The organism is Methylosinus sp. shoA, from assembly GCF_059718125.1.
Genome location: NZ_AP046091.1, coordinates 1,691,115 through 1,712,514, shown reverse-complemented (window position 1 = coordinate 1,712,514; position 21,400 = coordinate 1,691,115). Strand labels below are relative to the sequence as shown.

The 21,400-nt window shown below is 60.6% G+C and carries 18 protein-coding genes, 4 pseudogenes and 1 other annotated feature; of the genes and pseudogenes, 13 read left to right on the top strand and 9 right to left on the bottom strand.

From position 1 onward, the window contains the following. Position 1: 1 nt before the first annotated feature. From AC6IW9_RS07685 to AC6IW9_RS07675, 3 pseudogenes are all read right to left on the bottom strand, one after another. Positions 2 to 862: pseudogene (locus AC6IW9_RS07685) on the bottom strand (Mu transposase domain-containing protein); the annotation flags it as partial. Positions 863 to 900: 38 nt separating this feature from the next. Next, positions 901 to 1,684 (bottom strand): annotated as a pseudogene (locus AC6IW9_RS07680) (integrase core domain-containing protein); the annotation flags it as partial. Next, positions 1,282 to 1,398: a sequence feature (AL1L pseudoknot), on the bottom strand. It overlaps the preceding pseudogene by 117 nt. Positions 1,685 to 1,810: 126 nt before the next feature. After that, positions 1,811 to 2,025: pseudogene (locus AC6IW9_RS07675) on the bottom strand (transposase); the annotation flags it as partial. 99 nt (positions 2,026 to 2,124) lie between these two features. Between AC6IW9_RS07675 and tnpA the strand changes: the two are divergent. Both tnpA and tnpB read left to right on the top strand, forming a co-directional pair. Then, on the top strand, positions 2,125 to 2,553 hold the full coding sequence (gene tnpA / locus AC6IW9_RS07670) for an IS66-like element accessory protein TnpA (protein WP_497770982.1): 429 nt from the start codon (positions 2,125 to 2,127) through the stop codon (positions 2,551 to 2,553). Further along, positions 2,550 to 2,789: an IS66 family insertion sequence element accessory protein TnpB gene (gene tnpB / locus AC6IW9_RS07665; RefSeq protein ID WP_497770979.1), complete on the top strand. Its 240-nt coding sequence runs from the start codon at positions 2,550 to 2,552 to the stop codon at positions 2,787 to 2,789. Before tnpA ends, tnpB begins: the two co-directional genes overlap by 4 nt. Here the strand turns inward: tnpB and AC6IW9_RS07660 are convergent. The 6 genes and pseudogenes from AC6IW9_RS07660 to AC6IW9_RS07635 form a co-directional block, all read right to left on the bottom strand. After that, a pseudogene (locus AC6IW9_RS07660) lies at positions 2,785 to 3,389 on the bottom strand (transposase); the annotation flags it as partial. The gene tnpB and the pseudogene AC6IW9_RS07660 sit on opposite strands and share 5 nt — an antisense overlap. A gap of 63 nt (positions 3,390 to 3,452) precedes the next feature. Continuing rightward, complete coding sequence (locus AC6IW9_RS07655; protein ID WP_497770976.1) at positions 3,453 to 4,247, bottom strand: iron chelate uptake ABC transporter family permease subunit; 795 nt, start codon at positions 4,245 to 4,247, stop codon at positions 3,453 to 3,455. A gap of 14 nt (positions 4,248 to 4,261) precedes the next feature. Beyond that, positions 4,262 to 5,404, bottom strand: a complete 1,143-nt coding sequence (locus AC6IW9_RS07650; protein WP_497770973.1) for an ABC transporter substrate-binding protein — start codon at positions 5,402 to 5,404, stop codon at positions 4,262 to 4,264. 75 nt (positions 5,405 to 5,479) lie between these two features. Next, entirely contained in the window at positions 5,480 to 6,565 is a 1,086-nt protein-coding gene (locus AC6IW9_RS07645; protein ID WP_497770970.1) for an AAA family ATPase, read from the bottom strand. A gap of 51 nt (positions 6,566 to 6,616) precedes the next feature. Next, positions 6,617 to 8,821: a TonB-dependent siderophore receptor gene (locus AC6IW9_RS07640; protein ID WP_497770966.1), complete on the bottom strand. Its 2,205-nt coding sequence runs from the start codon at positions 8,819 to 8,821 to the stop codon at positions 6,617 to 6,619. Positions 8,822 to 8,971: 150 nt separating this feature from the next. After that, positions 8,972 to 10,528: a nitrogenase component 1 gene (locus AC6IW9_RS07635; protein ID WP_497770963.1), complete on the bottom strand. Its 1,557-nt coding sequence runs from the start codon at positions 10,526 to 10,528 to the stop codon at positions 8,972 to 8,974. A 664-nt stretch (positions 10,529 to 11,192) separates the two neighbouring features. Here AC6IW9_RS07635 and AC6IW9_RS07630 point away from each other — a divergent pair. From AC6IW9_RS07630 to AC6IW9_RS07580, 11 genes are all read left to right on the top strand, one after another. Next, complete coding sequence (locus AC6IW9_RS07630) at positions 11,193 to 12,713, top strand: DUF4153 domain-containing protein (RefSeq protein WP_497770960.1); 1,521 nt, start codon at positions 11,193 to 11,195, stop codon at positions 12,711 to 12,713. 10 nt (positions 12,714 to 12,723) lie between these two features. Further along, positions 12,724 to 13,419, top strand: a complete 696-nt coding sequence (locus AC6IW9_RS07625; RefSeq protein ID WP_497770957.1) for a response regulator — start codon at positions 12,724 to 12,726, stop codon at positions 13,417 to 13,419. A 71-nt stretch (positions 13,420 to 13,490) separates the two neighbouring features. After that, on the top strand, positions 13,491 to 15,050 hold the full coding sequence (locus AC6IW9_RS07620; protein ID WP_497772464.1) for a sensor histidine kinase: 1,560 nt from the start codon (positions 13,491 to 13,493) through the stop codon (positions 15,048 to 15,050). Then, the gene (locus AC6IW9_RS07615; RefSeq protein WP_497770954.1) at positions 15,047 to 15,706 is read left to right on the top strand and encodes a ribosomal maturation YjgA family protein; all 660 of its coding nucleotides are present in this window, start codon (positions 15,047 to 15,049) and stop codon (positions 15,704 to 15,706) included. Before AC6IW9_RS07620 ends, AC6IW9_RS07615 begins: the two co-directional genes overlap by 4 nt. Continuing rightward, positions 15,706 to 16,332 carry a universal stress protein gene (locus AC6IW9_RS07610; protein ID WP_497770951.1) on the top strand — a complete coding sequence of 209 codons (627 nt, stop codon included), beginning with the start codon at positions 15,706 to 15,708 and terminating at the stop codon, positions 16,330 to 16,332. The genes AC6IW9_RS07615 and AC6IW9_RS07610 overlap by 1 nt, the downstream gene beginning before the upstream one ends. A gap of 128 nt (positions 16,333 to 16,460) precedes the next feature. Next, positions 16,461 to 16,652, top strand: coding sequence for a hypothetical protein (locus AC6IW9_RS07605; protein WP_497770949.1), 192 nt, complete (start codon positions 16,461 to 16,463; stop codon positions 16,650 to 16,652). A gap of 48 nt (positions 16,653 to 16,700) precedes the next feature. Further along, positions 16,701 to 17,528 carry a cytochrome c oxidase subunit II gene (locus AC6IW9_RS07600; RefSeq protein ID WP_497770946.1) on the top strand — a complete coding sequence of 276 codons (828 nt, stop codon included), beginning with the start codon at positions 16,701 to 16,703 and terminating at the stop codon, positions 17,526 to 17,528. A 47-nt stretch (positions 17,529 to 17,575) separates the two neighbouring features. Further along, positions 17,576 to 19,342, top strand: a complete 1,767-nt coding sequence (locus AC6IW9_RS07595) for a cytochrome c oxidase subunit I (protein WP_497770943.1) — start codon at positions 17,576 to 17,578, stop codon at positions 19,340 to 19,342. After that, positions 19,339 to 20,043, top strand: coding sequence for a cytochrome c oxidase subunit 3 (locus AC6IW9_RS07590; protein ID WP_497770940.1), 705 nt, complete (start codon positions 19,339 to 19,341; stop codon positions 20,041 to 20,043). The genes AC6IW9_RS07595 and AC6IW9_RS07590 overlap by 4 nt, the downstream gene beginning before the upstream one ends. A gap of 20 nt (positions 20,044 to 20,063) precedes the next feature. Beyond that, positions 20,064 to 20,786: a heme-copper oxidase subunit III family protein gene (locus AC6IW9_RS07585; RefSeq protein WP_497770937.1), complete on the top strand. Its 723-nt coding sequence runs from the start codon at positions 20,064 to 20,066 to the stop codon at positions 20,784 to 20,786. Positions 20,787 to 20,845: 59 nt separating this feature from the next. After that, positions 20,846 to 21,235: a cytochrome C oxidase subunit IV family protein gene (locus tag AC6IW9_RS07580; RefSeq protein WP_497772463.1), complete on the top strand. Its 390-nt coding sequence runs from the start codon at positions 20,846 to 20,848 to the stop codon at positions 21,233 to 21,235. Positions 21,236 to 21,400: the final 165 nt, after the last annotated feature.

The window sequence follows — 21,400 nt, the reverse complement described above, 5'->3', positions numbered from 1 at the left end:
ATCATCCGGACCTCCTCAGTTGGTCGTATCTCGAGCAGTCGGCGCGCGGCGCGCGCCTCAGTCGCAGCGCGTCCGGCGTGAGGATGGTCACTGGCGGACCGGGATCGCGGCGCCGTGCGAGTATGTTCAGAATGACGTCGGCGGAGTGAACGCTCTGATCCAGCGCTTCGGCGCAGGCGGCCTCGACCGCCGGCAGCCCGTCGTCGAGAACGGCGGCGAAGATTTTCACCATCTGCCGATCGCCATCGGCCGAGCCGGCGAGCTTGCGCCGGATTTTTTCCATAGCGGCGGGAAGGACCCAGTCCTTGAACGGCGCGCCATTGCGCAGAGCGCCGGGCTTCTTCGCAAGGACAGGCACGTAATGCCAAGGATTATAGGCTGTTTCTTCGCGTCCGAAGCGACGGCAATGTTCGCCGACGACAACCCCGTCCTGTCGAATGACGACGCGGTCGGCATAGGCTTGAACCTCGACAGGCCTGCCGACCGCTCTCGCTTCGACCGAGTATTTGTTGTTGTCGAAACGAACCAGGCAGGTCTTCGACACCGCGACGCTCACCGCATGGAAGCCGTCGAAGCGTCCCCGCAGCGGAACGAGCTTGGGGCGTTCTTCCTCGAAAACCTCCCAGATCGTTCGGTCGGCGGCTTCCGGATGACGATGCGCTTTGGCATAGGCGACGCATTTGTCGAGCAGCCAGGCGTTCATCTCGTCATAGCTCTTGAACCGCAGACGCGGCGTGAAGAAGCGCTCGCGCACCAAACCCACTTGATTCTCGACCTGGCCCTTCTCCCAACCCGACGCCGGCGTGCAGGCCACGGGTTCGACGAGATAGTGCCCGCACATCTGGAGAAAGCGACGATTGAACCGCCCCGGGTTTGCCGGAGGCCGTTTTGTTTGAGCCACGCCGCCATGGCGTGCTCTTTGATCTGCGCATAGTAGCGCGCTTCGGCTTCGGCCGGGGGGATGTTTCCGATCGGCTCCAGCAGTCTCTTGTTGTTGAACCAGTCCACCCATTCGAGCGTGGCGAACTCGACCTGCTCGAGGCTGCGCCACGGTCCGCATCGCCAGATCACCTCGGCCTTGTAGAGCCCGTTGATCGTTTCGGCGAGCGCATTGTCGTAAGAGTCGCCGACGCTGCCGACGGCCGGCTCGACGCCAGCGTCGGCGAGGCGCTCCGTGTATTTTATAGAGACATATTGCACGCCTCGGTCCGAGTGATGCACGAGACCGCCGCGAACAGGCCGGCGATCACGCCGCTGCGCCGCATGCGCCCGATAGCTGGACGGGGCGATCGGCAAGACCTCGCAGATCGGCTCGACCCCGTAGCTGTCGCGGTTCTCGTCGATGAAGGCGATCATGGCTTCGACCGGCGGTCGAGCTCCGCCTGGGCAAAATAGGCCGACGCCTTGCGCAAAATCTCGTTGGCCTGCCGGAGTTCGCGGTTCTCCCGCTCCAGCGCCTTTAAGCGCGCCCCTTCGTCGGTCGTCAGACCGGCGCGCGATCCGGCGTCGCGCTCCCCTTGCCGGACCCACTGCGCAGCGTCTCCCCGGTGCAGCCGAACTTCGAGGCGATCGAGTTCAGCGCCGCCCATTCCGACGGATATTCGCCGCGATGCTCCTGAACCATCCGCACCGCCCGTTCGCGGACCTCAGATGAAAATTTGTTCGTCGTCTTCTTTGCTTCCATGACCCCAGTCTCTCAAGAGTTGGGGCCTCCGGCATACCCGGGGCGGTTCACTTCGTCGACGAGAATGGCGAGGGGCCGGGTGTGAGGCTACGGAAGAAACAGCCATGAGCCGGTACGTGCGGCGGATCTGGCCAGCGCCTCACCCCAGGTTTGAGCTTGTCCTTGCCCCGGAATCGCGTCATCAGCGCCGACGCCGCCTCGTATAGCGAACGTCATACATCCGGGTCGCCGGCCTTCGAGATGCGTCCCTGAACATCGATCGAAGTGGCGGATTGCCAGCGCCGCGACGTCAATCCGAAATAGGCCGCGACATCTCGTGAACGGCGGAAACGCGACGGATCGTAAGCGTTGTTCTGGTCCCACCTGTTTTGAGCGAGCGAGGGCGACGATAATCGGAGCGATAGGGGCTCCGACACATGTCGATTTCAGAGCGTAAACATATGTCGGAGCCTGAAGGGGCTCCGACGCGGCGGATCGAGGTCTTCACGGGCGCGGGGCGTCGGAGGACGTGGGGCGCGGATCAGAAGGCGGCGATCGTCGCTGAGAGCTTCGCGGAGGGCGCGAGCGTTTGTGAAGTGGCGCGGCGGCATGGTCTGACGCCGCAGCAGCTTTTTACGTGGCGTCGTCGGGCGCGCAAAGAGACCGAGGCTCGCGAGGACGCAGGCGCGCCGCCATTGTTCGTTCCCGCAGTCATGCAAGGGCCTGAGCCCGCGCCGCCGGCGAAACGCGAACGACGAGCCCTGCGCCAGGAAATCGATTCGGCGCCGACGATCGAACTCGAAGTCGATGGCGTCACGGTTCGGGTCGGACGCGGCGCGCAAGCGAAGACCATCACTGCGGTGATCCGGGCGTTGAGAGCCGCCAAATGATCGGTCCGACCGGCGCGGTGCGGGTGATGGTGGCGACGAAGCCGGTCGATTTCCGCAAGGGCGCGGAGGGTCTGGCGGCGCTGGTCCGCGAGACGATGAGGGCCGATCCCTTCGACGGCGCGATTTACGTTTTCCGCGCCAAGCGCGCCGACCGCATCAAACTGGTTTTCTGGGACGGCGCGGGCGTGTGTCTGTTCGCCGAGCGTCTCGAGGATGGCGAGTTCCGTTGTCCATGAAACGTCGCGCCAGCTCGCTCCGGGCGACGAACTTCACGACGAGATCGTGCAGGCGGCAGTATTGCTTCCACAGCGCCGCGCGCGCCTTCAGCATCGCGTCCATCAGCTCGCTCGTCAGCGCATCGCCGGCCGTCGCCTCGCGCACCGCCTGTTCGAAAGCCCCGCGTCCGACCTTGCCCAGGCGGATGCCGAACGACTTCAGAGAATGACGGATGACGTTTTCCAGATCGAGGAATTTCGCTTTCAAATTGCGCCGGTGCGTCAGCAAGAGCCGCGTCCGATAACAGTCCGCCGACTTGATGTGGGCCTGGCGGAATCAGCCTGTGCGCATCAGATGGGCGTCCGCCTTGTCGGTCTTGTTGCGCTGCGCCGACATCGCCGCGCGCGCATGCACCGTCTCCAGACAGATGGCCGGCACGCCGAGCTTCAGCAATTTCGGATGCAGCCACGGCGTAACGCCCCCGCCTCGTGGCCGACACGCCGCAGCCGGCCCAGATACGGCTCGAGAACGGCGCGTAGCGCCTCCGGATCGGTCATTACCCACGTCTGCAGATGCACTTCGCCCTTGCCGTCGACGACGCATACCGCCGTTTCGTCCATCGACACGTCCAGTCCCAAAAAAATTCCATCAGTCGCCTCCCGCGTTATGTGGCGGAAGACTTTTTAGCACTTCCTCCAGCGGTGGCCGTAAAGCTGCGTCAAATTTTCCTCGGTCAGAACCGCCGCGGCCGGTCCCATCAGATAATCTTCCACGCCACGCATCAGCAGGACGTCGTCGTCGTCGACGGCGAGCGCATGATGGGGATGATGCGTCGTCATCACGATCGTCAGGCCATCGCGCGACAGCGATGCGATGCGCTCGAGCACGATGGCCTGGTTCTCGAGGTCGAGCGCCGACGTCGGCTCGTCGAGAATTAAAATCTCAGCTTCCGTGGCGAGCGCCCGTGCGAAGATGACGAGCTGCCGCTGGCCGCCTGACATCGCGTGAAACGGCCTCCCAGCGAAATCCGCCATGCCGAAACGATCGAGCGCGGCGATGCCGGAACCGAAGGCGAGGCCGACGATGCCGAGCGGGGGCCAGGAGAACATGATAGCGGCGACGCCGCCGAGCGATGCGCCGGAGGAGACGCCGGCGATCTCCGGGCCGACGAGCGGATTGCGGAAAACGCCCTGCATGGCCGCGCCCGACATCGCGAGCCCCATGCCGCAGAGCGTCACGAGCAGGATGCGTGGCATTCGCACGATCTCGACGACCACCCAGGGCGCGTTCTCGTAATCGCCGACCGCATTGATGGGGAAGGTCGTGAAGACAATGCGCGCGACCTCCGCGAAGGGCACGGGATAGCGCCCGAGTGTCAGCGAGTACAGCATCAGTAGGACGAGCGCGCCGAAGAGGATAATAGGCATGAAGTCGATCATGTTGCGGCGAGCGATACGTATGTTATCGAGAGAGATCATGGTGAACAAGATTCCTAATCCTTGCTCATCGTCATATCTGTATTCAGATCCACTGAACTCGCCCTGGAAAAGCGATCATATCCTGACGATTTCATGTTTTCGGCGAAAAACAACATTTCATCGATTTCTCCTTCATTAATTTCGTATCCATAGGCTTTTTTGTATAGATTCCGATAGGCGTCTCGGGTCAATCGAGGCGCCGTGTTCGGGTGTAGAACTTCGGTAAGCCACGTCACGAGTAACGGGTCATCAACAGCGGGATTGTCCTTGAAAAACCTGGGCACAGCGTACACTCGACGCTCGCGAACAGCGCGTAGCAATCGCCAAACCGGAGCATCATAGAGGGTCTGCGGAACTGGGCTACGCGCATCGATCGGCGAATCCACGAGAATGACGTCCGGATCATAACGAATAATCTGCTCTATCCCGGCGTTAAATTGGAGGGCCACGTTGTCAGCGACATTGACTCCGCCTGCTGAATGAATGAAATCGCCCAGAGGATTTCGAGCGGATACGAAGGCCCAGCGGTTGTCGCCGTAACTCCATACCCAGAGCACGCTCACCGGTCTCTCGTCCGATTTCGATATACGGTCGAGAATTCGCGACGCACTCGTCGGACGCACCGAAAGCAGTTCCGCAGCCCGTTCATTTTTGCCGGCGATAGCCCCCAGGAGACGCCACATGTTCAGCTGTGCGGTCCGGTAATCGTGCTTCGAGTAGTCGATCTCAATGACGCCCCTTGCACCAATTTTCTTCAGAATGTTGTCGGTCAGCGGCCAGATGACGGCACACTCCGGATGCAAGAGCAAGAAGCGCTCTGGCTCCGGGATAGCGTATCGACCGCTCGAAGGTAGTTGCTTTAATCGAGGAACAACTCTCTCTAACGCCGTCTTCCGCACCATTGAATGAAAATAGTCAGGTATCGCAACGAGTCGTTCCGCCCCCCCGTCGATCGCAATGAAAGCGATCTGAAAAGGTGGATAGATGACCACGCGCTCGGGGTAGCGCTCGAAACCCACCTTGTCGCCAGTCATGTCTTCAATGACGATTGTGCTCTGCTTCGACACTGCTCCTACGATCACTTCGCCTGGAAGCAAGCCCAAAGAGAGCACAACCAATACGAAGCCGCCAAACAGTGGGACTGACAGACGCGTCATTCGCGGACTCCTGAGCGCATTTCATAAGATCCTTGTTCAGCGTCCAAGAAGCCCCGTGATCCGGTTAAAAGGACACTACCGTGAGTCACGGCCGGAGACGATCGCATATAGCTGAGCGAGTGAGGTTGGTTTGTCTACGACGACAACCGAACCGTGCTCGTGCAACCAGCGACTAGCGGTCGTTGGTGAGAGCATGCCGAATTCCATTTCGGACAGGCAACGACCAGGACGAACGACCGCCGGGTGCATAGAACTGAGCGGCTCGTTGGTAGTGATCAGCACCATTACATTGAGCCCTTGCCCCATCAGACCATCCGTCAAGTTCAGTAGTCGGGAGAGACCTTGGCCGGTAGTCGCGCGCGCTTCCAGCGTCATCAGTTCTCCGGCGTCTTCCATGATGATCAATTTGCTGCGCTTGGCCGATTTTTCGAACGCATTTCCTGCTCCGAATTTCGAGACATCGAACAAGTAGGTCGGCGATCCTCCGACAAACGCCTCAGGGTCCGTGATAAACGCAGCATCGCACCATGGCTGCCATTCGCGGATCAAAGCGCGCAGAGCGTGCGTCTTGCCGGTTCCTACGGGCCCGTGCCACAGGATCAACCGTTCCTTTGGGCAGCTCTCGAGGGCCAGCAAGCGTTCCATGCCTTCGAGGACGCAGGATTCGTAATTCATCGACAGATTATTCCACTGCGGCGCCTCCAGCCTGCGCATCAGCGGCTGCGGTATTTTCTCAGGGTCCCGAGCCCAAAAGGTCAATGGAATGGTCTCGATATCAACCGGACTGGCAATTTGATCCGCAACGCTGGCGCAAGCCTGTTTCGCAGCGACGATATTCTTGCCTGCCGAGGAAATATCAGCCCAGCCGCCACTAAGCTGTATACATGAAATTAAATCATCCTGATGCCGGAGCAGCCATGTCGTACGAAATCCGTCACTACTTTCACTTGCCTCCAGAAGCTGGCCAAGCTCCCCCAACATTTCGTCCGACCAGCTGCTGACAGATATTTTTGCTTTCGCAACATGGCGAAGAGGTTTCCCTTGAACTTCACGAAAGAAAAGCGTCATTGGAGTATCGTGGAAGTGCGGTATATTACGAATGTAGATACCAACTCCCGCCAGCGTTTTGTTACCTTCGGTGTTTTGACCAAGCTGTTCCATGGCTCCCTCTTCTACTAGATACATTTCAGACATTTGTCGGACAGTGGGGCATCAAAATTTGATCGTTGCAGAAAAGCTGACCGCCCTGGGCAAACCCATGCTGACGCTCGAACCGCTGCCGACCCAATAGTGCTTGTCGGCAACGTTAGAGACATTCAAACGAGCGATCAGGGTCTTGTCATATACTTTTGTTTCATAGCGCAATCCAGCATCTCCGACGACGAACCCGGGAACTGTGTATCCATTTGGCGTATCGAGAAAGATATCACCCGTGTAACTCACGCCGCCAGTCAGATAGAGGGCATCCAAGAACGGCAGACGATATTCTGTATAAAGTGACGCTTTCTTTCTCGCCACCCCGACAGGTGTCTTTCCTAACTCTGTCGAACTATCGGTCTTTTTGATATGAGCGTCGAGGAACATAGCCCCTCCGAAGATCGTTAGATCGTCCGTAATTTTTCCGGTCGCGGTCAGCTCAATTCCTTTGTGGATTTGGCGCCCTTCCTGAGTGAGCGTTCGAGTCCCATCCAAATTGTATTGGTTGTAGTAGTTTGCCTTGTCGATCTCGAATATCGCCGCGGTGGCGAGGGTGCGGCCGATCTCGGCTTTCGCGCCGAATTCGATCTGTCTGCTTATAGTCGGAGCTAATACTTGTCCACCATTCGTATAGCGGGGTATCGCGCTGTCCGACACGACCCGCCCCGGCTCCATCGATTCGATATATGTAGAATATGTCGATATGTTTCTCCATGGCTTGTAAACCAGCGACGCTGTCGGCGTGAGCGCCCACTTGTCATATTTGCTCGTCAGCTTTCCTGTCGTATCATAGGATGTTGACGAAATATTTGCATAATTCAGCCCAACAAGAGCAGAAATCTCGTCAGTTATTCTGATATCATCACCCATAGCGATATTTGTATTGTCGAATTTCGTCAGCAGATAACGCGGTTTTGACCCGAGCACGGGCCACGCGTATTCAGGAGCGTTCAACGTTTCAAGAATGTTTGGGTAGACCGAATAAGACGTAAATGTCGAGTCTTGATGAGGCCACCTCTCATATCCACTGAAATTCGTCCCAATTGTCAATTTGTGCTCGATGAAGGCAGTTTCGAATTTTCGATCAAGGTAGACATATCCGCCGGTCGCCTGGCCAAGATCGTCAAGGAATTTCTGATTTGTCAACAAGACAGATCCGTTTGATTGAAGTAATATCGCTGCCGGAAGCGCGAAGCTCCTTCGCTCTTCGAAATACAAGTATCCACCGCGTAGGGCCGTCGCACGGTCGATATCCCACTGGCCGTTTACGCCGATTCGGTTAGCATTTATGTTCTGAAATCCCCAGTTCGGACCCAGAGGTTTTGTATTGTCGAAATAGGATGCGGGCGGATATTGCTGAAGGCCCGCCAGCGCTAAGAGGCCAGCCCATCCGAACATCTTATATTCACTGTGAGAGGCGTTGACCTGAAGCAGAAAATTGTCGGTCACATGCCAATCCAAGGCTCCGCTGATGAGCTTTCTGTTCAATGATTGGCCTGCTATCGGCGTATTGCCGTCGGTATTGACAAAATTGAATCTGTATCCAAATCTTCCTCCTTTATCGATAGGGCCGCCTAGATCGGCATGCACGAAATATTGGCTGCCTCCGTAGTTTCCGCCGGTCAAATTAGCCAGGGGCTCCTTGGTCGGACGTTTGGTGACCTGATTGACCAATCCGCCGACATTGCCCGATCCGTACAAAAAGCCGGAAAGTCCGGTGAGAACCTCGATACGATCTAGATCCTCGACGTTCGAGCTCAGCCATGAATAGCGGATCGGTACGCCATCCCGCGTCACTTGAAGACCCGAAAAACCTCGCAATGAGGTCGACAGGTTACCGAACAAAGTCGAGTTCCATTCCGCTTTAACAAGCGGATTGAACTTGAGGAATTGATCCGTCGAGCCAGAGATTATATTTTCCAGCAACTCGGACGAGGTCGAGTGGACCGAGTACGGCGTGTCGAGAATAGGCTTGTCGCCCCACGGACCAGTTGTCTTTGCGGTCTCCGGCTTGTATCCTACTTCCGCGCTCCCTTCCTTCACCTTCGCTTTCACCTTGTTCCCGGGCGCCCGTTCGCGGCTATCGGTCACGCTGATGTCCGGCACCGGCGTCACCTCTTGCGCACGAACTGGTTGGCACGTTGCGAGCAACGCGATCGACCCGTATCCCAAACACAGGAAATTTGCGATCGCGCTCGAGTTCATGAGAAGTTGCTTCATCGTCCTGTTCCGTCTATCCGTTGTTGTCGAGCGCGCGGATCGTCTTGGCAGGGATCCGGATTCAAGTCGCAGTTCATCGTCGACGCTCGACACAGTCGACGACGCGCGAAATCTCGAACATTGTCTGAAAAATGGGAGAGCTTCAGATTTTCATCGTCCGCCTCCGGTCGCCCAGGGCGATTTGACGAATTTCGACCATGGAGAATTCATCGTCCAATCGAGCGCGGCGGCTAGACAAGCGAAGCCGTCGTATGTCCAGAACACGTTACCCCGCCGATCGGAAAAGGGAGTCACGGGCAGAACTTTCTGTCCGCGCTTACGCCACTCGTATTCGTCGCGTCCGATGTGAAGGACGAGGTCCGGCTTGGCTTCGGCGAGATAAGAAACCAAGGCCTTGTCGCTCGGCTCGCCGGAGTCGCAGACGAGACGCGGCCTGCGCCAAACGCCCGACTTGCCCGGCCATCCACTGGCGTTGCCGATCCTCAAGCCCAGCAGCCGATAGGGCTCGAGCTGCTCTTCCGTCATCGGATAGAAATGAACGACCAGCTTGCCTTGAAGACGAGGACGATAGCGAGCGACGATCGCATCGATCTTCTTGCGATTGGCGTCAATTATCTGTTCGGCGCGGCATCTTATTGTCGAGTCGAATCGCGCGGCGATCGCTCGCAGCGAAGCGTCGGTCGCCGAAGGACCTTCGAAGCAACTCCATACGAGCGGAATATCGAACCAATTCTTCAAGCGATGCGCTTCTCCATGAAGGAGATAATCAATCGGCACATCGAGCCTGTCAGCAAATCCCACGACGAGCTTGCATTCGCCGATGCGGGCCATGTCGCTCGCCGAGGAGCCAGTCAGTTCATGAACGGGATCGAGCCCGATATCGCGCAAGAGCCTGTCGACGAGCCAAACAAGTCCTGCCGCTTCCCGAAAAAAGGGCAATGCGACTTCGTAATTCGTCGGCTCTCCGCGCTTCACATGGTGCGACGCGGCCTTAAATGCTCCGGCGGCCTCTGCTACTGGCCATGCCATGCGAATCGATTCGCATGAGCGAAGCACGATCAGCTTGCCGAGTTCGCTCGCCTTCGCCTTGGCGACGCCTTTGGCATTCGTGTCGAGGAGTGCGATCGGGTCTTCACTCAGGATCGTGATGCCGTTCGCCAACGGGAAGAGTTGCTGCAATTCATCGAGGGCGCGCGCGAGCTTTGCGTCGCCGCTGTCCTCGAGGTCCTCAGCTACAAGGTTCGTGCACGCATGAAGCGCGGTGAAGGTTTCCACGCCTTGCACAAATCCTGGCACGTTAAAACGCGCAGCTTGAGTGAATGCGCCACAACCGATAGGGCCGTGCGCAAGCGCCAACATGTCGAGATTGCTTCCCCAACCGGAATTGTACTGCATGAAGAAGGAGCCGACGTTGTGGCTCAAACATCCTGCGGCTGGGTTCGCCTGGACAAACGAAACCAAAGGAGGGTCAACCGGACGAGGCGCGGGCTCCTTGGGCTTGGGATTCTCGCTCTTCGGCTTCCGGCCGCGCGGATCTTTCTTGTAAGAAGACGACTCGCTCTGGCCGAGCGGTTCTGCGCGATGTTCCGATCCGACGGGCGGGACATGAGACAGACCTACCATCCCCGCTGAAGAACCTGCCCGCCAATGGATGGCGAGCGTTCTTTGTCGTTTCGGCAGCAGGGGATTCGGTGAGCTCTTACGCAAAGCGGACGCCCTTTTTATATGTAGTTCAACTACATCACGCCATGCTCGCCGAGTTCCGTCAAGAATTTTTTATTTGTCAATTATCGACATTTCAGTTGTCTGTAATCGTACAATCACTTTGATGCTTTCTGACAAAGCATCGCGTTCATGCCGACATCATAGTTTGCTTTCTTTGCGGGCGCTGTCTCCGACACGATGGCCCCAAAGCGGACAAGCGATCCGGTTGGATCGAAGCGGGTCTTAGCTAGTCTCCGAGCCGCTTGCCTGGGGGCCAATCTCGGGCAAAGCCCCGTTTCATCATCATGCGGGAAACAAGCCGCTGTCCCTCCCATCGACTCGGGACGGCGCCATTGCGGCATCTTCCATCGACGCCGGCCACGGTCCTCCCCGCCGCCTGCACGAAAGCTGCAAAATAATCCTGGAAATCTGAGAGCCGGCCGCGAGCGAACTGCAAAGCCTCGGCGCATGTTCCGAGCATGGCCGACGTCGTCTCCCTTCCATTACCCGCTGTATGCCTACCGCGCCGGCTCGTGAACGACGGCTGGTGGCTCGCCCGCCCGCCTGACCGGCCCTCCGCAGCCCGCCCGATCGTCGCCGTCCGTGAGCGGCGGCCTTGCAATGTCATTTCATTTCCCGATCGCCCATCTCCAAAGGAATGCCCGCGATGATCGAGCTCTCATTGTCCTCCCGCTCTCCCATGCAATGGCTCGCGCGCCGGCTCGTTCTCGCCGCCGCCACTGCGGCATTGGCCGATTGGCTGTTTTTCGATCGTCGCGGCCTCGGCCTGTCGCTCGCCGTCTTTCTGAGCGCATGCGGCGTTATGGCGATTATCGCCAATCCGGTCCGCGCGGAGATGCGCTTGCGGATCGTCGCCGCGACCGCCTTCGTTCTCGCGCTTCTGGCTATAGTCGAGGACGTCTCCTGGCTGTCGTTTCTCGTTACTGTTGGAGGGACGCTGCTGTTCACGCAGGTCATGACGACAGGGGACGCCGCTGGCTGGCTCCTGCAATTGCGCCATGCGTCGCGCCAGCTTTTCGTTGGACCATTCTTGCTGCTCGGTGATGTTCTACGTGCGCGAAGACTGTCGTGGATGAGGCGCCGGCCTCGCTGGCGCGCAGCCGCGCTCGTCGCCTGGCTCGTGCCGCTCGTCCTGTTTCTCCTCTTTCTCTCGCTGTTTGCGTCGGCCAATCCGCTCATCGACGAATGGGTGCGGGTCATGGATCCGAGGCGCATTCTAGATCTGGTCTCGCCGTGGCGAGCGGCGTTCTGGCTGTCGATCGCGTGTCTGACATGGCCGTTCGTCCACTTCCGCCGCCGGCGCCTACCGTCGCGGTCGACGCCCGCATCGCCGTGCCGGAAGGGTGACGATGATGCGCTGCTCGGCAAAGACGCGGTGCTGCGTTCGCTGGTCGCGTGCAACCTCCTGTTCGCGCTGCAAACCTCGCTGGACGCGGCCTATCTCTGGGGCGGGCTCGCGCTGCCCAATGGGCTCACCTATGCGGAATATGCGCATCGCGGCGCCTATCCTCTGCTGGCGACCGCGCTGCTCGCCGCCGGCTTCGTCCTGGTGGCGATGCGTCCGGGCGGACCCGCCGAGACATCGCCGAGCATAAAGCCCCTCGTGCTGGTCTTTGTCGCGCAGAACATCATGCTGGTCCTGTCGTCGATTTTTCGCACAGGGCTCTATGTCGCCGCCTATTCGCTGACCGAACTGCGGCTTTCGGCCATGATCTGGATGGGGCTGGTCGGCGTCGGCCTGATCCTGATCATCGTTCAGATCGCCTGGCGAAAATCGAACAAATGGCTGCTCGACGCCAACGCCCTCGCCGCGGCTGCGACTCTCTACATCTGCTGCTTCGTCAATTTTCCCTATGTCGTCGCAAGCTACAATGTCGCGCAATTCGAAGCGAGCGACGCGGGCCGGACGCTCGACATGGATTACCTCCTTTCGCTCGGGCCGCAGGCGATGCCTGCCTATGATCGCTATGTCCGGCTCGTCGCCGAACGGTCGGGCGACCGCCGGCCTGCGCCGAGGAACGAATGCTGGGCCCGCGCATCCGCCCGGAGCGCCGTCGCCGATCTCGACTGGCGCCGCTGGACCTTTCGCGATTGGCGCCTGAAGCAATATTTCGATACACATCCCGAGGCGACGCCGACGAACGGCGACGTCTCGGGCAACTCATAGGCGCGCTTCCGTGGCCTACCGCATCCTCGTCGCCGACGACGATTCCCACATCCGCGACATCATCTGCTTCGCGCTGGAAAAGGCCGGCATGAAGACGGTTGCCGCCCGCGACGGCGCGGAGGCTCTGCGCCGTTTCGGCGAGGCGGCGCCCGATCTCGTCGTGCTCGACGTCGGCATGCCGGAGATGGACGGTCTCGAGGTGTGCCGCCGCATCCGCAAGACCTCGGAGGCGCCGATCCTGTTCCTGTCCGCGCGCGATGAAGAAATCGACCGCGTGATCGGCCTCGAGATCGGCGGCGACGATTACGTCACCAAGCCCTTCAGCCCGCGCGAGCTGGTGGCGCGCGTCAACGCCATATTGAAGCGCGCGCAGACGCGTCCGCCGCCGGAGGCGGCGCAGATGTCGCGCGGCGACCTCATCCTCGATGCGAACGCGCATGCCGCGACCTTCCGGACGCGACCGGTCGCATTGACGTCGATCGAGTTCGCGATTCTGAAGACGCTGCTGGCGCGACCCGGCATGGTATTCTCGCGCGACCAGATTCTGGATGCGGCCTATGGCGGCGCAATCCATGTCGCCGATCGCACGATCGACAGCCATATTCGCAATATCCGCGCGAAATTCGCCACCCTCCATTGCGACAATGCGATCGATACGGTGCATGGCGTGGGTTTCCGGATCGGCCGCTGCGAGACGATCGCTTGACCCGCGGACCATCGAAAATTCAGGTCCCGCGTAAATGGCGTCCGAGCGTCGGGCTCATCGTGTCGCTGGTGATGGCCGCCGCGCTGGCGCTGCCCCTCGCCGGCCTGTTCTTTTTCCGCATCTACGAGAACCAGCTCGTACACCAGACGGAATCCGAGCTGATCGGCCAGAGCGCAGCGGTCGCCGCGATCATGCGGCGCGAGATCGAAGCGAGCTTCCCGGAAAGCGCTCCGCTGGGCGCGCTGGCTCCGGCGCCCTCGTCCGACCCCACGGAGCCCTATGCGCCGATCCTGCCGACGCTCGATCTGTCCACCGACGTCACGCTGGGACGACGGCCCGAGGCACGGACCGCCGCGGCTCCCGCGGACCCCGCCTTCGTCGCGCTCGGCGCGCGGCTGGCGCCTGCCCTCGTCGAAATCCAGCGGGTCACACTCGCCGGCTTTCGGCTGCTCGACCTCAGAGGCGTCGTGATCGCCGGGCGTGAGGAGCTCGGCCTGTCGCTCGCCCATGTCGAGGAGGTCGCCGACGCGCTCCAGGGGCGGTTCCGCAGCGTCATGCGCTCGCGGGTTTTGAAACATGAGCCGCCGCCGCTCTATTCCCTGAGCCGTGGGACCGCCGTGCGCATCTTCACGGCCATGCCGGTCGTGGCGCGCGGCCGCGTCGCCGGCGTCGTCTACGCCTCGCGCACGCCGAGCAATATTTTCAAGAGCTTCTACGACGAGCGCGGGAAGGTGACGCTCGCGGCCCTGACCGTCGTGAGCCTCGCTTCGCTGATCGGCTTCGTGTTCCAGCGCGCGATCACGCGGCCGATGCGGGAGCTGACGCGTCGCACGGCCGCGATCGGCCGCGGCGATCGCAATGCATTGCGGCCGCTCGCGCATCACGGCGCCGCCGAGCTCGCGCAATTATCGCAGAGCTTTCTCGACATGGCGGAGAATCTCCAGAACCGGTCGGATTTCATCGCGACCTTCGCCGTCCATGTCTCGCATGAGCTGAAGTCGCCGCTGACGTCTATACAGGGCGCGGCGGAGCTGTTGTGCGACGATCTCGATCCGACGGCGCAGGGCATGACAGCCGAGGACAAGCGCCGCTTTCTCGACAATATCATTGCGGACGCAGGGCGGCTGACGGCGGTCGTGCGGAGGCTGCGCGAGCTCGCCTGGGCCGAAACGACGCCGATCTCGGGGGAGACGACGATCGCCGAGGCTGTCGCCGATCTGCGTTCGGCCTTCGCGACTTTGGATGTCGAGGCGAATGGCGATCTCGCCCGTCCGATACGAATGTCGGCGGAGAGCCTCCGCATCGTGCTCGCGCACCTCGGCGACAATGCCGCACGCCATGGCGCGACGCATTTGACTATTTCGGTCGTGAGACGAGGCGACGACATGCGCGTCGCAGTCCGCGACGATGGTTCAGGCATCTCGCGCGCCAACCGCGACAAGGTCTTCGACAGTTTCTTCACGACGCGGCGCGACAGCGGCGGCACCGGAATGGGCCTGGCGATCGTGCGCGCCATGCTCCACGCGCATGGCGGAAGCATTGCTCTGGCAGAGGATGGCGAGGGCGCACCGCCCGGCGCAGCTTTCGTGCTGACGATCCCGCTCGTAGGACGGGAGCGGTCGCAATCATGAAGATGCGGTTGGCGATCTGTGCGGCGATCATTCTCTCCGGACTGTCCCTGCGCGTCTTCGGGCATGGGCTCGGCCTGCCAGCCTTCATGGTGAAATACGGCGGCTCTGTCCTGTGGGCGGCGATGGTCTATTTCCTCGTCGCCGCTGGCCCAGGCGACTGGCCGCGATGGCGGATCGCAGCGGTCGCGATGGCCATCGCGACCGCGGTGGAGGCCTTCCGCCTCTATCATCCGCCCTGGCTCGATGCTTTTCGCCTGACGCTGCCAGGCGCACTTCTCCTCGGCCGCATATTCTCGCTGTGGAACATTCTCGCCTATTGCCATCGGCGTCGTATTGGCGACGGCGACCGATCCTTGCACGGGAGCGGGCGCGAGCCGACGTCGTCGCGCGTAATGTCCGTCTTCCAGTGGGCGGCCGGCGCCGGCTCGATCGCGATCGCCGTCAGCCTCGACGATCCATTGTTCTTCCCGTATCACAACTGGACAGGGCGACGATCTTCGGCGCGTCGACCGCAGGTGTCTTGGCGTCGGTCTTCGCCGCGCGGCGCGGCGGTAGAATTTCGCGCCGCCAAGGTCGCCTGCTCGCGCTTTAGTGCTGCGTGCCGCCCGCGCTCGGCGGTAGATGGTTCTCGGCACGGCTGCGTGAAAATCGCGTGATGAACACGCCGCTGGAGCTCGGCCAGCGTTACGGCCGACATTTCATTGTCGGCTATGAGAGCTTCGGCGAGGTCGCGCCTCTCCGGCGCGCCTTGGATCGTTACGTATGGGCCTACGAGGTCTGGGCGGCGCTTCCTGCGTCCGGCCATTGTGAAGCGGATGCAACGCCACAGTTGTCATCACAGCGAGCGTGGGAGGCAGCCATGTTCAAGAGAATTCTCATCCCGATCGATCTGACGGAACAGGCGCTCGTCGCGCAGGCCATGAGCGTCGCCGAAGCACTGGCGAAACAATTCGATAGCGATATGCGCATCATCAACATCCAATCTCTCGTTCCCATATCGATAATCGACTATGTGCCCGATAATTTCGATCAGAACATTCGAGTTGGACTGCAGAGCGAGATTGCGGCTGTCGCCGCCAAATGCAAACGTTCCCCAGAACGGATATCCACCTCTATACTGTTCGGTCCTGTTTATCAGAATATTCTCGCTGAAGCCCGAGATTGGGCAGCAGATTCGATAATCATCGGATCTCATAGACCCGGTAAGGAGCGATTTCTCATGGGTTCGAATGCGAGCGCGGTCGTGAGACATGCGACCTGCTCGGTCTTGGTGGTCCGATAGACGCCAACGCGCCCGGACGCCGGAGGCTGCTGCGTTCGAGTGATTCCGGCGTGGCGCAGGGTCGTGCTGCGCCTGCCGAGGCCTGGCTGAGATCGCGACCATCGTCGCAATCGAAGCGATCGGTCCCCTTGCGAGGCATCATCGCCTCGGCGTTCCTGCGCCGTCCGAGTGAATATCGCGGCGACGTCTTCTTCTCGCTGTCCACGCCCCATCTTTATCGAGACTCGCGGCCTTCAAAAATCCCGGCGGAGTTCGGCATGGCTCGCAACTGTTTTTTTGACGCGCAGATCGTTTTGGGACTAGACTGCAGCAAATCGTGAGATCGGCCACGGTCTCGGACGCTCATGCTCGTTGCGGGATCGGCTGCCATGCTCGTCGCACTTGCCATGGTTCTCGTAGTGGTCGGGTCGCTCGCGTTCCATTTCCTCAGCCCCTGGCGCGCGACGCCGATTGCTTCGAACTGGGGCTTCATCGACGACACGGTGGCGCTGACGTTCTGGATCACGAGCGCAGGCTTCGTCGCCGTCGTGCTGTTCATGGCCTATTGTCTCTATCGCTTCCGCCATCAGCCGGGGCGGCGCGCCGCCTATGAGCCGGAAAATCAGAAGCTGGAGGCGTGGCTCGCGATCGTGACGACAATCGGGGTCGTCATTCTCCTCGCGCCGGGGCTGCTCGTCTGGGGCCAATATATCACCGTGCCCGACGGGGCGATGGAGGTGGAGGCGGTCGGCGTCCAGTGGAGCTGGAGCTTCCGCCTGCCGGGGGCCGACAACAAGCTCGGAACGAGCGACGTGCGCTTCGTCGACGGCGGCAATTCGCTCGGCGTCAGCCTTTCCGATCCCAAGAGCAAGGACGATCTCATCGTCGCCGACGGCGAATTGCATCTGCCAGTGGGAAAGCCGGTGAAAATGCTGCTGCGCTCTCTGGACGTTCTGCATGATTTCTACGTGCCGCAGATCCGAGCGAAAATGGATCTCGTGCCCGGGCTCGTCACCTATCTGTGGTTCACACCGACCAAGATCGGCCGATATGAGATTCTCTGCGCCGCCTATTGCGGCATCGGACATCCGCAGATGCGCGGCATGCTGATCGTCGAGGAGGAGGCCGATTACGCCACATGGCTTTCGGCCCAGCAGACCTTCGAGCAGTCGCGCAAGTCGGACAGGGGCGGGGTGAAAAGCGCTTCGAACCAATAATAGCCAGCGCATGGCGCATCGAATGGGGCGGGAGGAGACACGAGCCGATGACCGACCTGACGGGACGACCCGAGGACGCGGTCCTGCCCGCGGAAGTTCCAGAGATGGAGCTGTTTCACGCGCATAGTTTCATAACAAAATATATCTTCTCTCAGGACGCCAAGGTCATCGCCATCCAATATGCCGGCACCGCCATCGCCATCGGCGTGCTCGCACTGGTCTTGTCCTGGGTCATTCGCATTCAGCTCGCCTTTCCCGGCGCCGTGCCTCTCATCGACGCCAAGGTCTATTACCAAGCCGTGACCATGCACGGCATGATCATGGTCGTCTACATGCTGACAGCCATCTTCCTGGGAGGCTTCGGCAATTACTTGATACCGTTGATGGTGGGCGCGCGGGACATGGTGTTTCCCTTCGTCAACATGCTCAGCTACTGGGTCTATCTGCTCGCGACACTGGTTCTGACGGCGAGCTATTTCGTGCCGGGCGGTCCCTCCGGAGCCGGGTGGACGCTCTATCCGCCGCAATCGATCCTCACCGGCACGCCGGGTTACGACTACGGCATCATCATGATGCTCGCTTCGCTCATCCTGTTCATCGTCGGCTTCACGATGGGCGGTCTCAACTATGTCGTGACCGTGCTGCAGGCGCGCACACGCGGCATGACGCTGATGCGCATGCCGCTCACCGTCTGGGGCATTTTCGCCGCGGCGGTGATGGCGCTGCTGGCCTTTCCGGGCCTATTCGTCGCCTGCGTGATGCTTCTTTTCGACCGCACGCTCGGAACGAGCTTCTTCATGCCGTCGATCGTCGAGTTCGGCGACCGCAAGGAATATGTCGGCGGCAGCCCGCTCCTCTTCCAGCATCTCTTCTGGTTCTTCGGACATCCAGAGGTCTATATCGTGGCGCTGCCGGCGTTTGGCATCGTATCCGATCTCATCAGCGTTCACGCGCGCAAGAATATCTTCGGCTACCGGATGATGGTCTGGGCGATCATCGCGATCGGCGTGCTCAGCATGGTGGTCTGGGGCCATCACATGTACGTCAGCGGCATGGATCCCCTGTTCGGCTTTTTCTTCGCCGTGACGACGCTGGCCATCGCTGTGCCGACGGCGCTCAAAGTCTACAATTGGGTGATCACGCTCTGGCGCGCCGACATCAGGTTCACCACTCCGATGCTGTTCGCGCTGGGCTTTCTGGTCACCTTCGTCAATGGCGGCGTCACCGGCCTCTATCTCGGCAATGTGATCGTCGACGTGCCACTGTCGAAGACGCTTTTCGTCGTCGCGCATTTCCACATGGTGATGGGCATCGCCCCCGTTCTCGTCATCTTCGGCGCGATCTATCATTGGTATCCGAAGATCACCGGCCGAATGATGGACGAGACGCTGGGAAAGACCCATTTCTGGGTCACCTTCCTCGGAGCCTATGCGATTTTCTTCCCGATGCATTACCTCGGCGTGCTCGGCGTGCCGCGCCGCTTCTACGAGCTGGGCGAGACCGCCTTCGTCCCGGACTCCGCGCATCTGCTCAACATCGCGATCACAGTCATAGCGCTTGCCGTCGGCTTCGCGCAGGCGATATTCTTCTACAATCTGTTCAGAAGCCTGAAGCACGGCAAGCCTGCGGGCGGCAACCCCTGGCGGGCGGCCTCGCTCGAATGGCAGACGCCGCAGACGCCGCCGGGCCATGGCAACTGGGGCGACGAGCCGCCGATCGTCTATCGCTGGGCCTACGCCTATAGCGTCCCCGGCGCGCCGGAGGATTATCTCCCTCAGAACGCGCCGCCGATCGCGGGAGAGCATTCGTCATGAGCGTGATGGGGCTGCTTTTCGTCGTGATCGCTGCCGTCGCGGCGGTTTGGCTTTGGCGTCAGGGCGTGCTGCAAGCGCCCTGGCTGCAGGAGGGCGAGGTCGCAGCCTATCCGGGGGACGCGGTCTCGCCGCCGCCCGCGGCGAAGGTTGGTCTCGTCGTGTTCCTCGCCGTCGCGGCCTGCGTCTTCTCGCTGATGACGGCCGCGTATTTCATGCGCCAGGAGTCGCCCGACTGGCAGACGCCGCCCATGCCCGGCGTGCTCGTGATCAACACGCTGACGCTCATCGCGGCCAGCGTCACGATGCAGATGGCGCATTCCGCCGCCATGCAGGGCGCGCGTGAGCGGCTCGCGACATGGCTCGTCGCGAGCGCCGCTCTGTCGCTGCTATTCGTCCTGGGCCAGCTCTGGGCGTGGCGCGACTTCATCGCGGCCGGCGTCTATGCCGCAGGCAACCCGGCCAACGCCTTCTTCTATCTGCTCACCGGCGCCCATGGCGTGCATCTGGTCGGCGGGCTGGTGGCATTGACGGGCGCGATAGGCAAAGTTCGGGACCAGCGGCCGCACGAAACTCTCGCGTCGAGCGTCGAGCTTTGCGCGATCTATTGGCACTTCCTCCTGTTCGTCTGGCTACTGCTCTTCCTGATGTTGACCGGACGGGCCGACGCGCTCGGGGCCATCTGCCGACGCATACTCAGCTGAACCAGCGCAGGACGAGGCACATGACCGCGGAACCCACGACCACGTCGGATCATCTCTCGAAACGGCCGTCGGGCCTTCTGGGCGTCGTGGCCGACTGGAGCTCGGACCAGCGCTCGTTCAAGACGGCGTCCTGGCGCAAGGCGATGATGTGGATCTTCCTCGTCAGCGACACCTTCATCTTCAGCTGTTTTCTGATTTCGTACATGACGGTGCGCATTTCCACGACGGTGGATTGGCCGAATCCGAGCGAGATTTTTGCGCTCGAGTTCAACGGTCGGAAAATTCCGCTGATCCTCATTGCCATCATGACATTCGATCTCATCACGAGCTCGGGCACCATGGCGCTCGCGGTGAACTACGCCTATGCGCGCAAGCGCAAGCCCGCCGCGATTCTGCTGGTCCTGACCGCCGTCATCGGCGCAGCCTTCGTCGGCATGCAGGCCTTCGAATGGAGCAAGCTCATTCACGAGGGCGTGCGACCCTGGGGCAATCCGTTCGGCGCCGCCCAGTTCGGCTCCTCCTTCTTCATGATCACCGGCTTCCATGGGTTCCACGTGTCCATGGGCGTCATCGCTCTGCTCATCATCGGGCGCAACGTCTGGCGGGGCGACTATGAAGTCGGCCGCCGCACCACATATTCTCATCGCACCGGCGATTATGAGATCGTCGAGGTCGTCGGGCTCTATTGGCACTTCGTCGACCTCGTCTGGGTCTTCATCTTCGCCTTCTTCTATCTCTGGTGACACGCGGCGGCGGCCGCTCCTATGAGGCAGACATGACATCGACGACGAATACAGACAGGATGAATGCGACGGCCGTGGCTCGGGTGGAGAGTGAGCACGGCTATCACCATACGCCCGCTGCGACGCCGAAAGCTCACGTTCAAGGTCAGCAGCATCCACTCAAGCTCTATTTCACCGTCTGGATCCTGCTGTTTGTACTGAGCGCCTGCTCCTACGCCGTCGATTATTTCAACTTTCACGGCTATCTGCGCTGGACGCTCATCATCGCCTTCATGCTGTTGAAGGCAGGGCTGATCGTCGCTGTCTTCATGCATATGGCATGGGAGCGGCTCGCGCTCGTCTATGCGATCTTGTTGCCGCCGCTCGCCGTGCTCGTCTTCATGGGGATCATGGCTCTCGAGGGCTATTACACCAATTTTTCACGCTTGGTGTTTTTCGCCGGGTCGTAGACGCGGGAGAGGGCGATGAATAGCGCTCCGAGGCGCAGGGCCATCTTGCTGGTCGCAACCGCCGTCGCGATCATCTTCGTCGTCTTCTTCGCCGCTTGGCGCGTCGTCGAACGACTGGGGATGAGCGTGCAATGAGGTTTGCGGAAACGGAGCGTCGCCGATACG

Coding starts and splice junctions, on each gene's coding strand:
- tnpA (WP_497770982.1), top strand. CDS start 2,125: ATGTCGGAGCCTGAAGGGGCTCCGACGCGGCGGATCGAGGTCTTCACG.
- tnpB (WP_497770979.1), top strand. CDS start 2,550: ATGATCGGTCCGACCGGCGCGGTGCGGGTGATGGTGGCGACGAAGCCG.
- AC6IW9_RS07655 (WP_497770976.1), bottom strand. CDS start 4,247: ATGATCTCTCTCGATAACATACGTATCGCTCGCCGCAACATGATCGAC.
- AC6IW9_RS07650 (WP_497770973.1), bottom strand. CDS start 5,404: ATGACGCGTCTGTCAGTCCCACTGTTTGGCGGCTTCGTATTGGTTGTG.
- AC6IW9_RS07645 (WP_497770970.1), bottom strand. CDS start 6,565: ATGGAACAGCTTGGTCAAAACACCGAAGGTAACAAAACGCTGGCGGGA.
- AC6IW9_RS07640 (WP_497770966.1), bottom strand. CDS start 8,821: ATGAAGCAACTTCTCATGAACTCGAGCGCGATCGCAAATTTCCTGTGT.
- AC6IW9_RS07630 (WP_497770960.1), top strand. CDS start 11,193: ATGATCGAGCTCTCATTGTCCTCCCGCTCTCCCATGCAATGGCTCGCG.
- AC6IW9_RS07620 (WP_497772464.1), top strand. CDS start 13,491: ATGGCCGCCGCGCTGGCGCTGCCCCTCGCCGGCCTGTTCTTTTTCCGC.
- AC6IW9_RS07615 (WP_497770954.1), top strand. CDS start 15,047: ATGAAGATGCGGTTGGCGATCTGTGCGGCGATCATTCTCTCCGGACTG.
- AC6IW9_RS07610 (WP_497770951.1), top strand. CDS start 15,706: ATGAACACGCCGCTGGAGCTCGGCCAGCGTTACGGCCGACATTTCATT.
- AC6IW9_RS07600 (WP_497770946.1), top strand. CDS start 16,701: ATGCTCGTCGCACTTGCCATGGTTCTCGTAGTGGTCGGGTCGCTCGCG.
- AC6IW9_RS07595 (WP_497770943.1), top strand. CDS start 17,576: ATGACCGACCTGACGGGACGACCCGAGGACGCGGTCCTGCCCGCGGAA.
- AC6IW9_RS07590 (WP_497770940.1), top strand. CDS start 19,339: ATGAGCGTGATGGGGCTGCTTTTCGTCGTGATCGCTGCCGTCGCGGCG.
- AC6IW9_RS07585 (WP_497770937.1), top strand. CDS start 20,064: ATGACCGCGGAACCCACGACCACGTCGGATCATCTCTCGAAACGGCCG.
- AC6IW9_RS07580 (WP_497772463.1), top strand. CDS start 20,846: ATGAATGCGACGGCCGTGGCTCGGGTGGAGAGTGAGCACGGCTATCAC.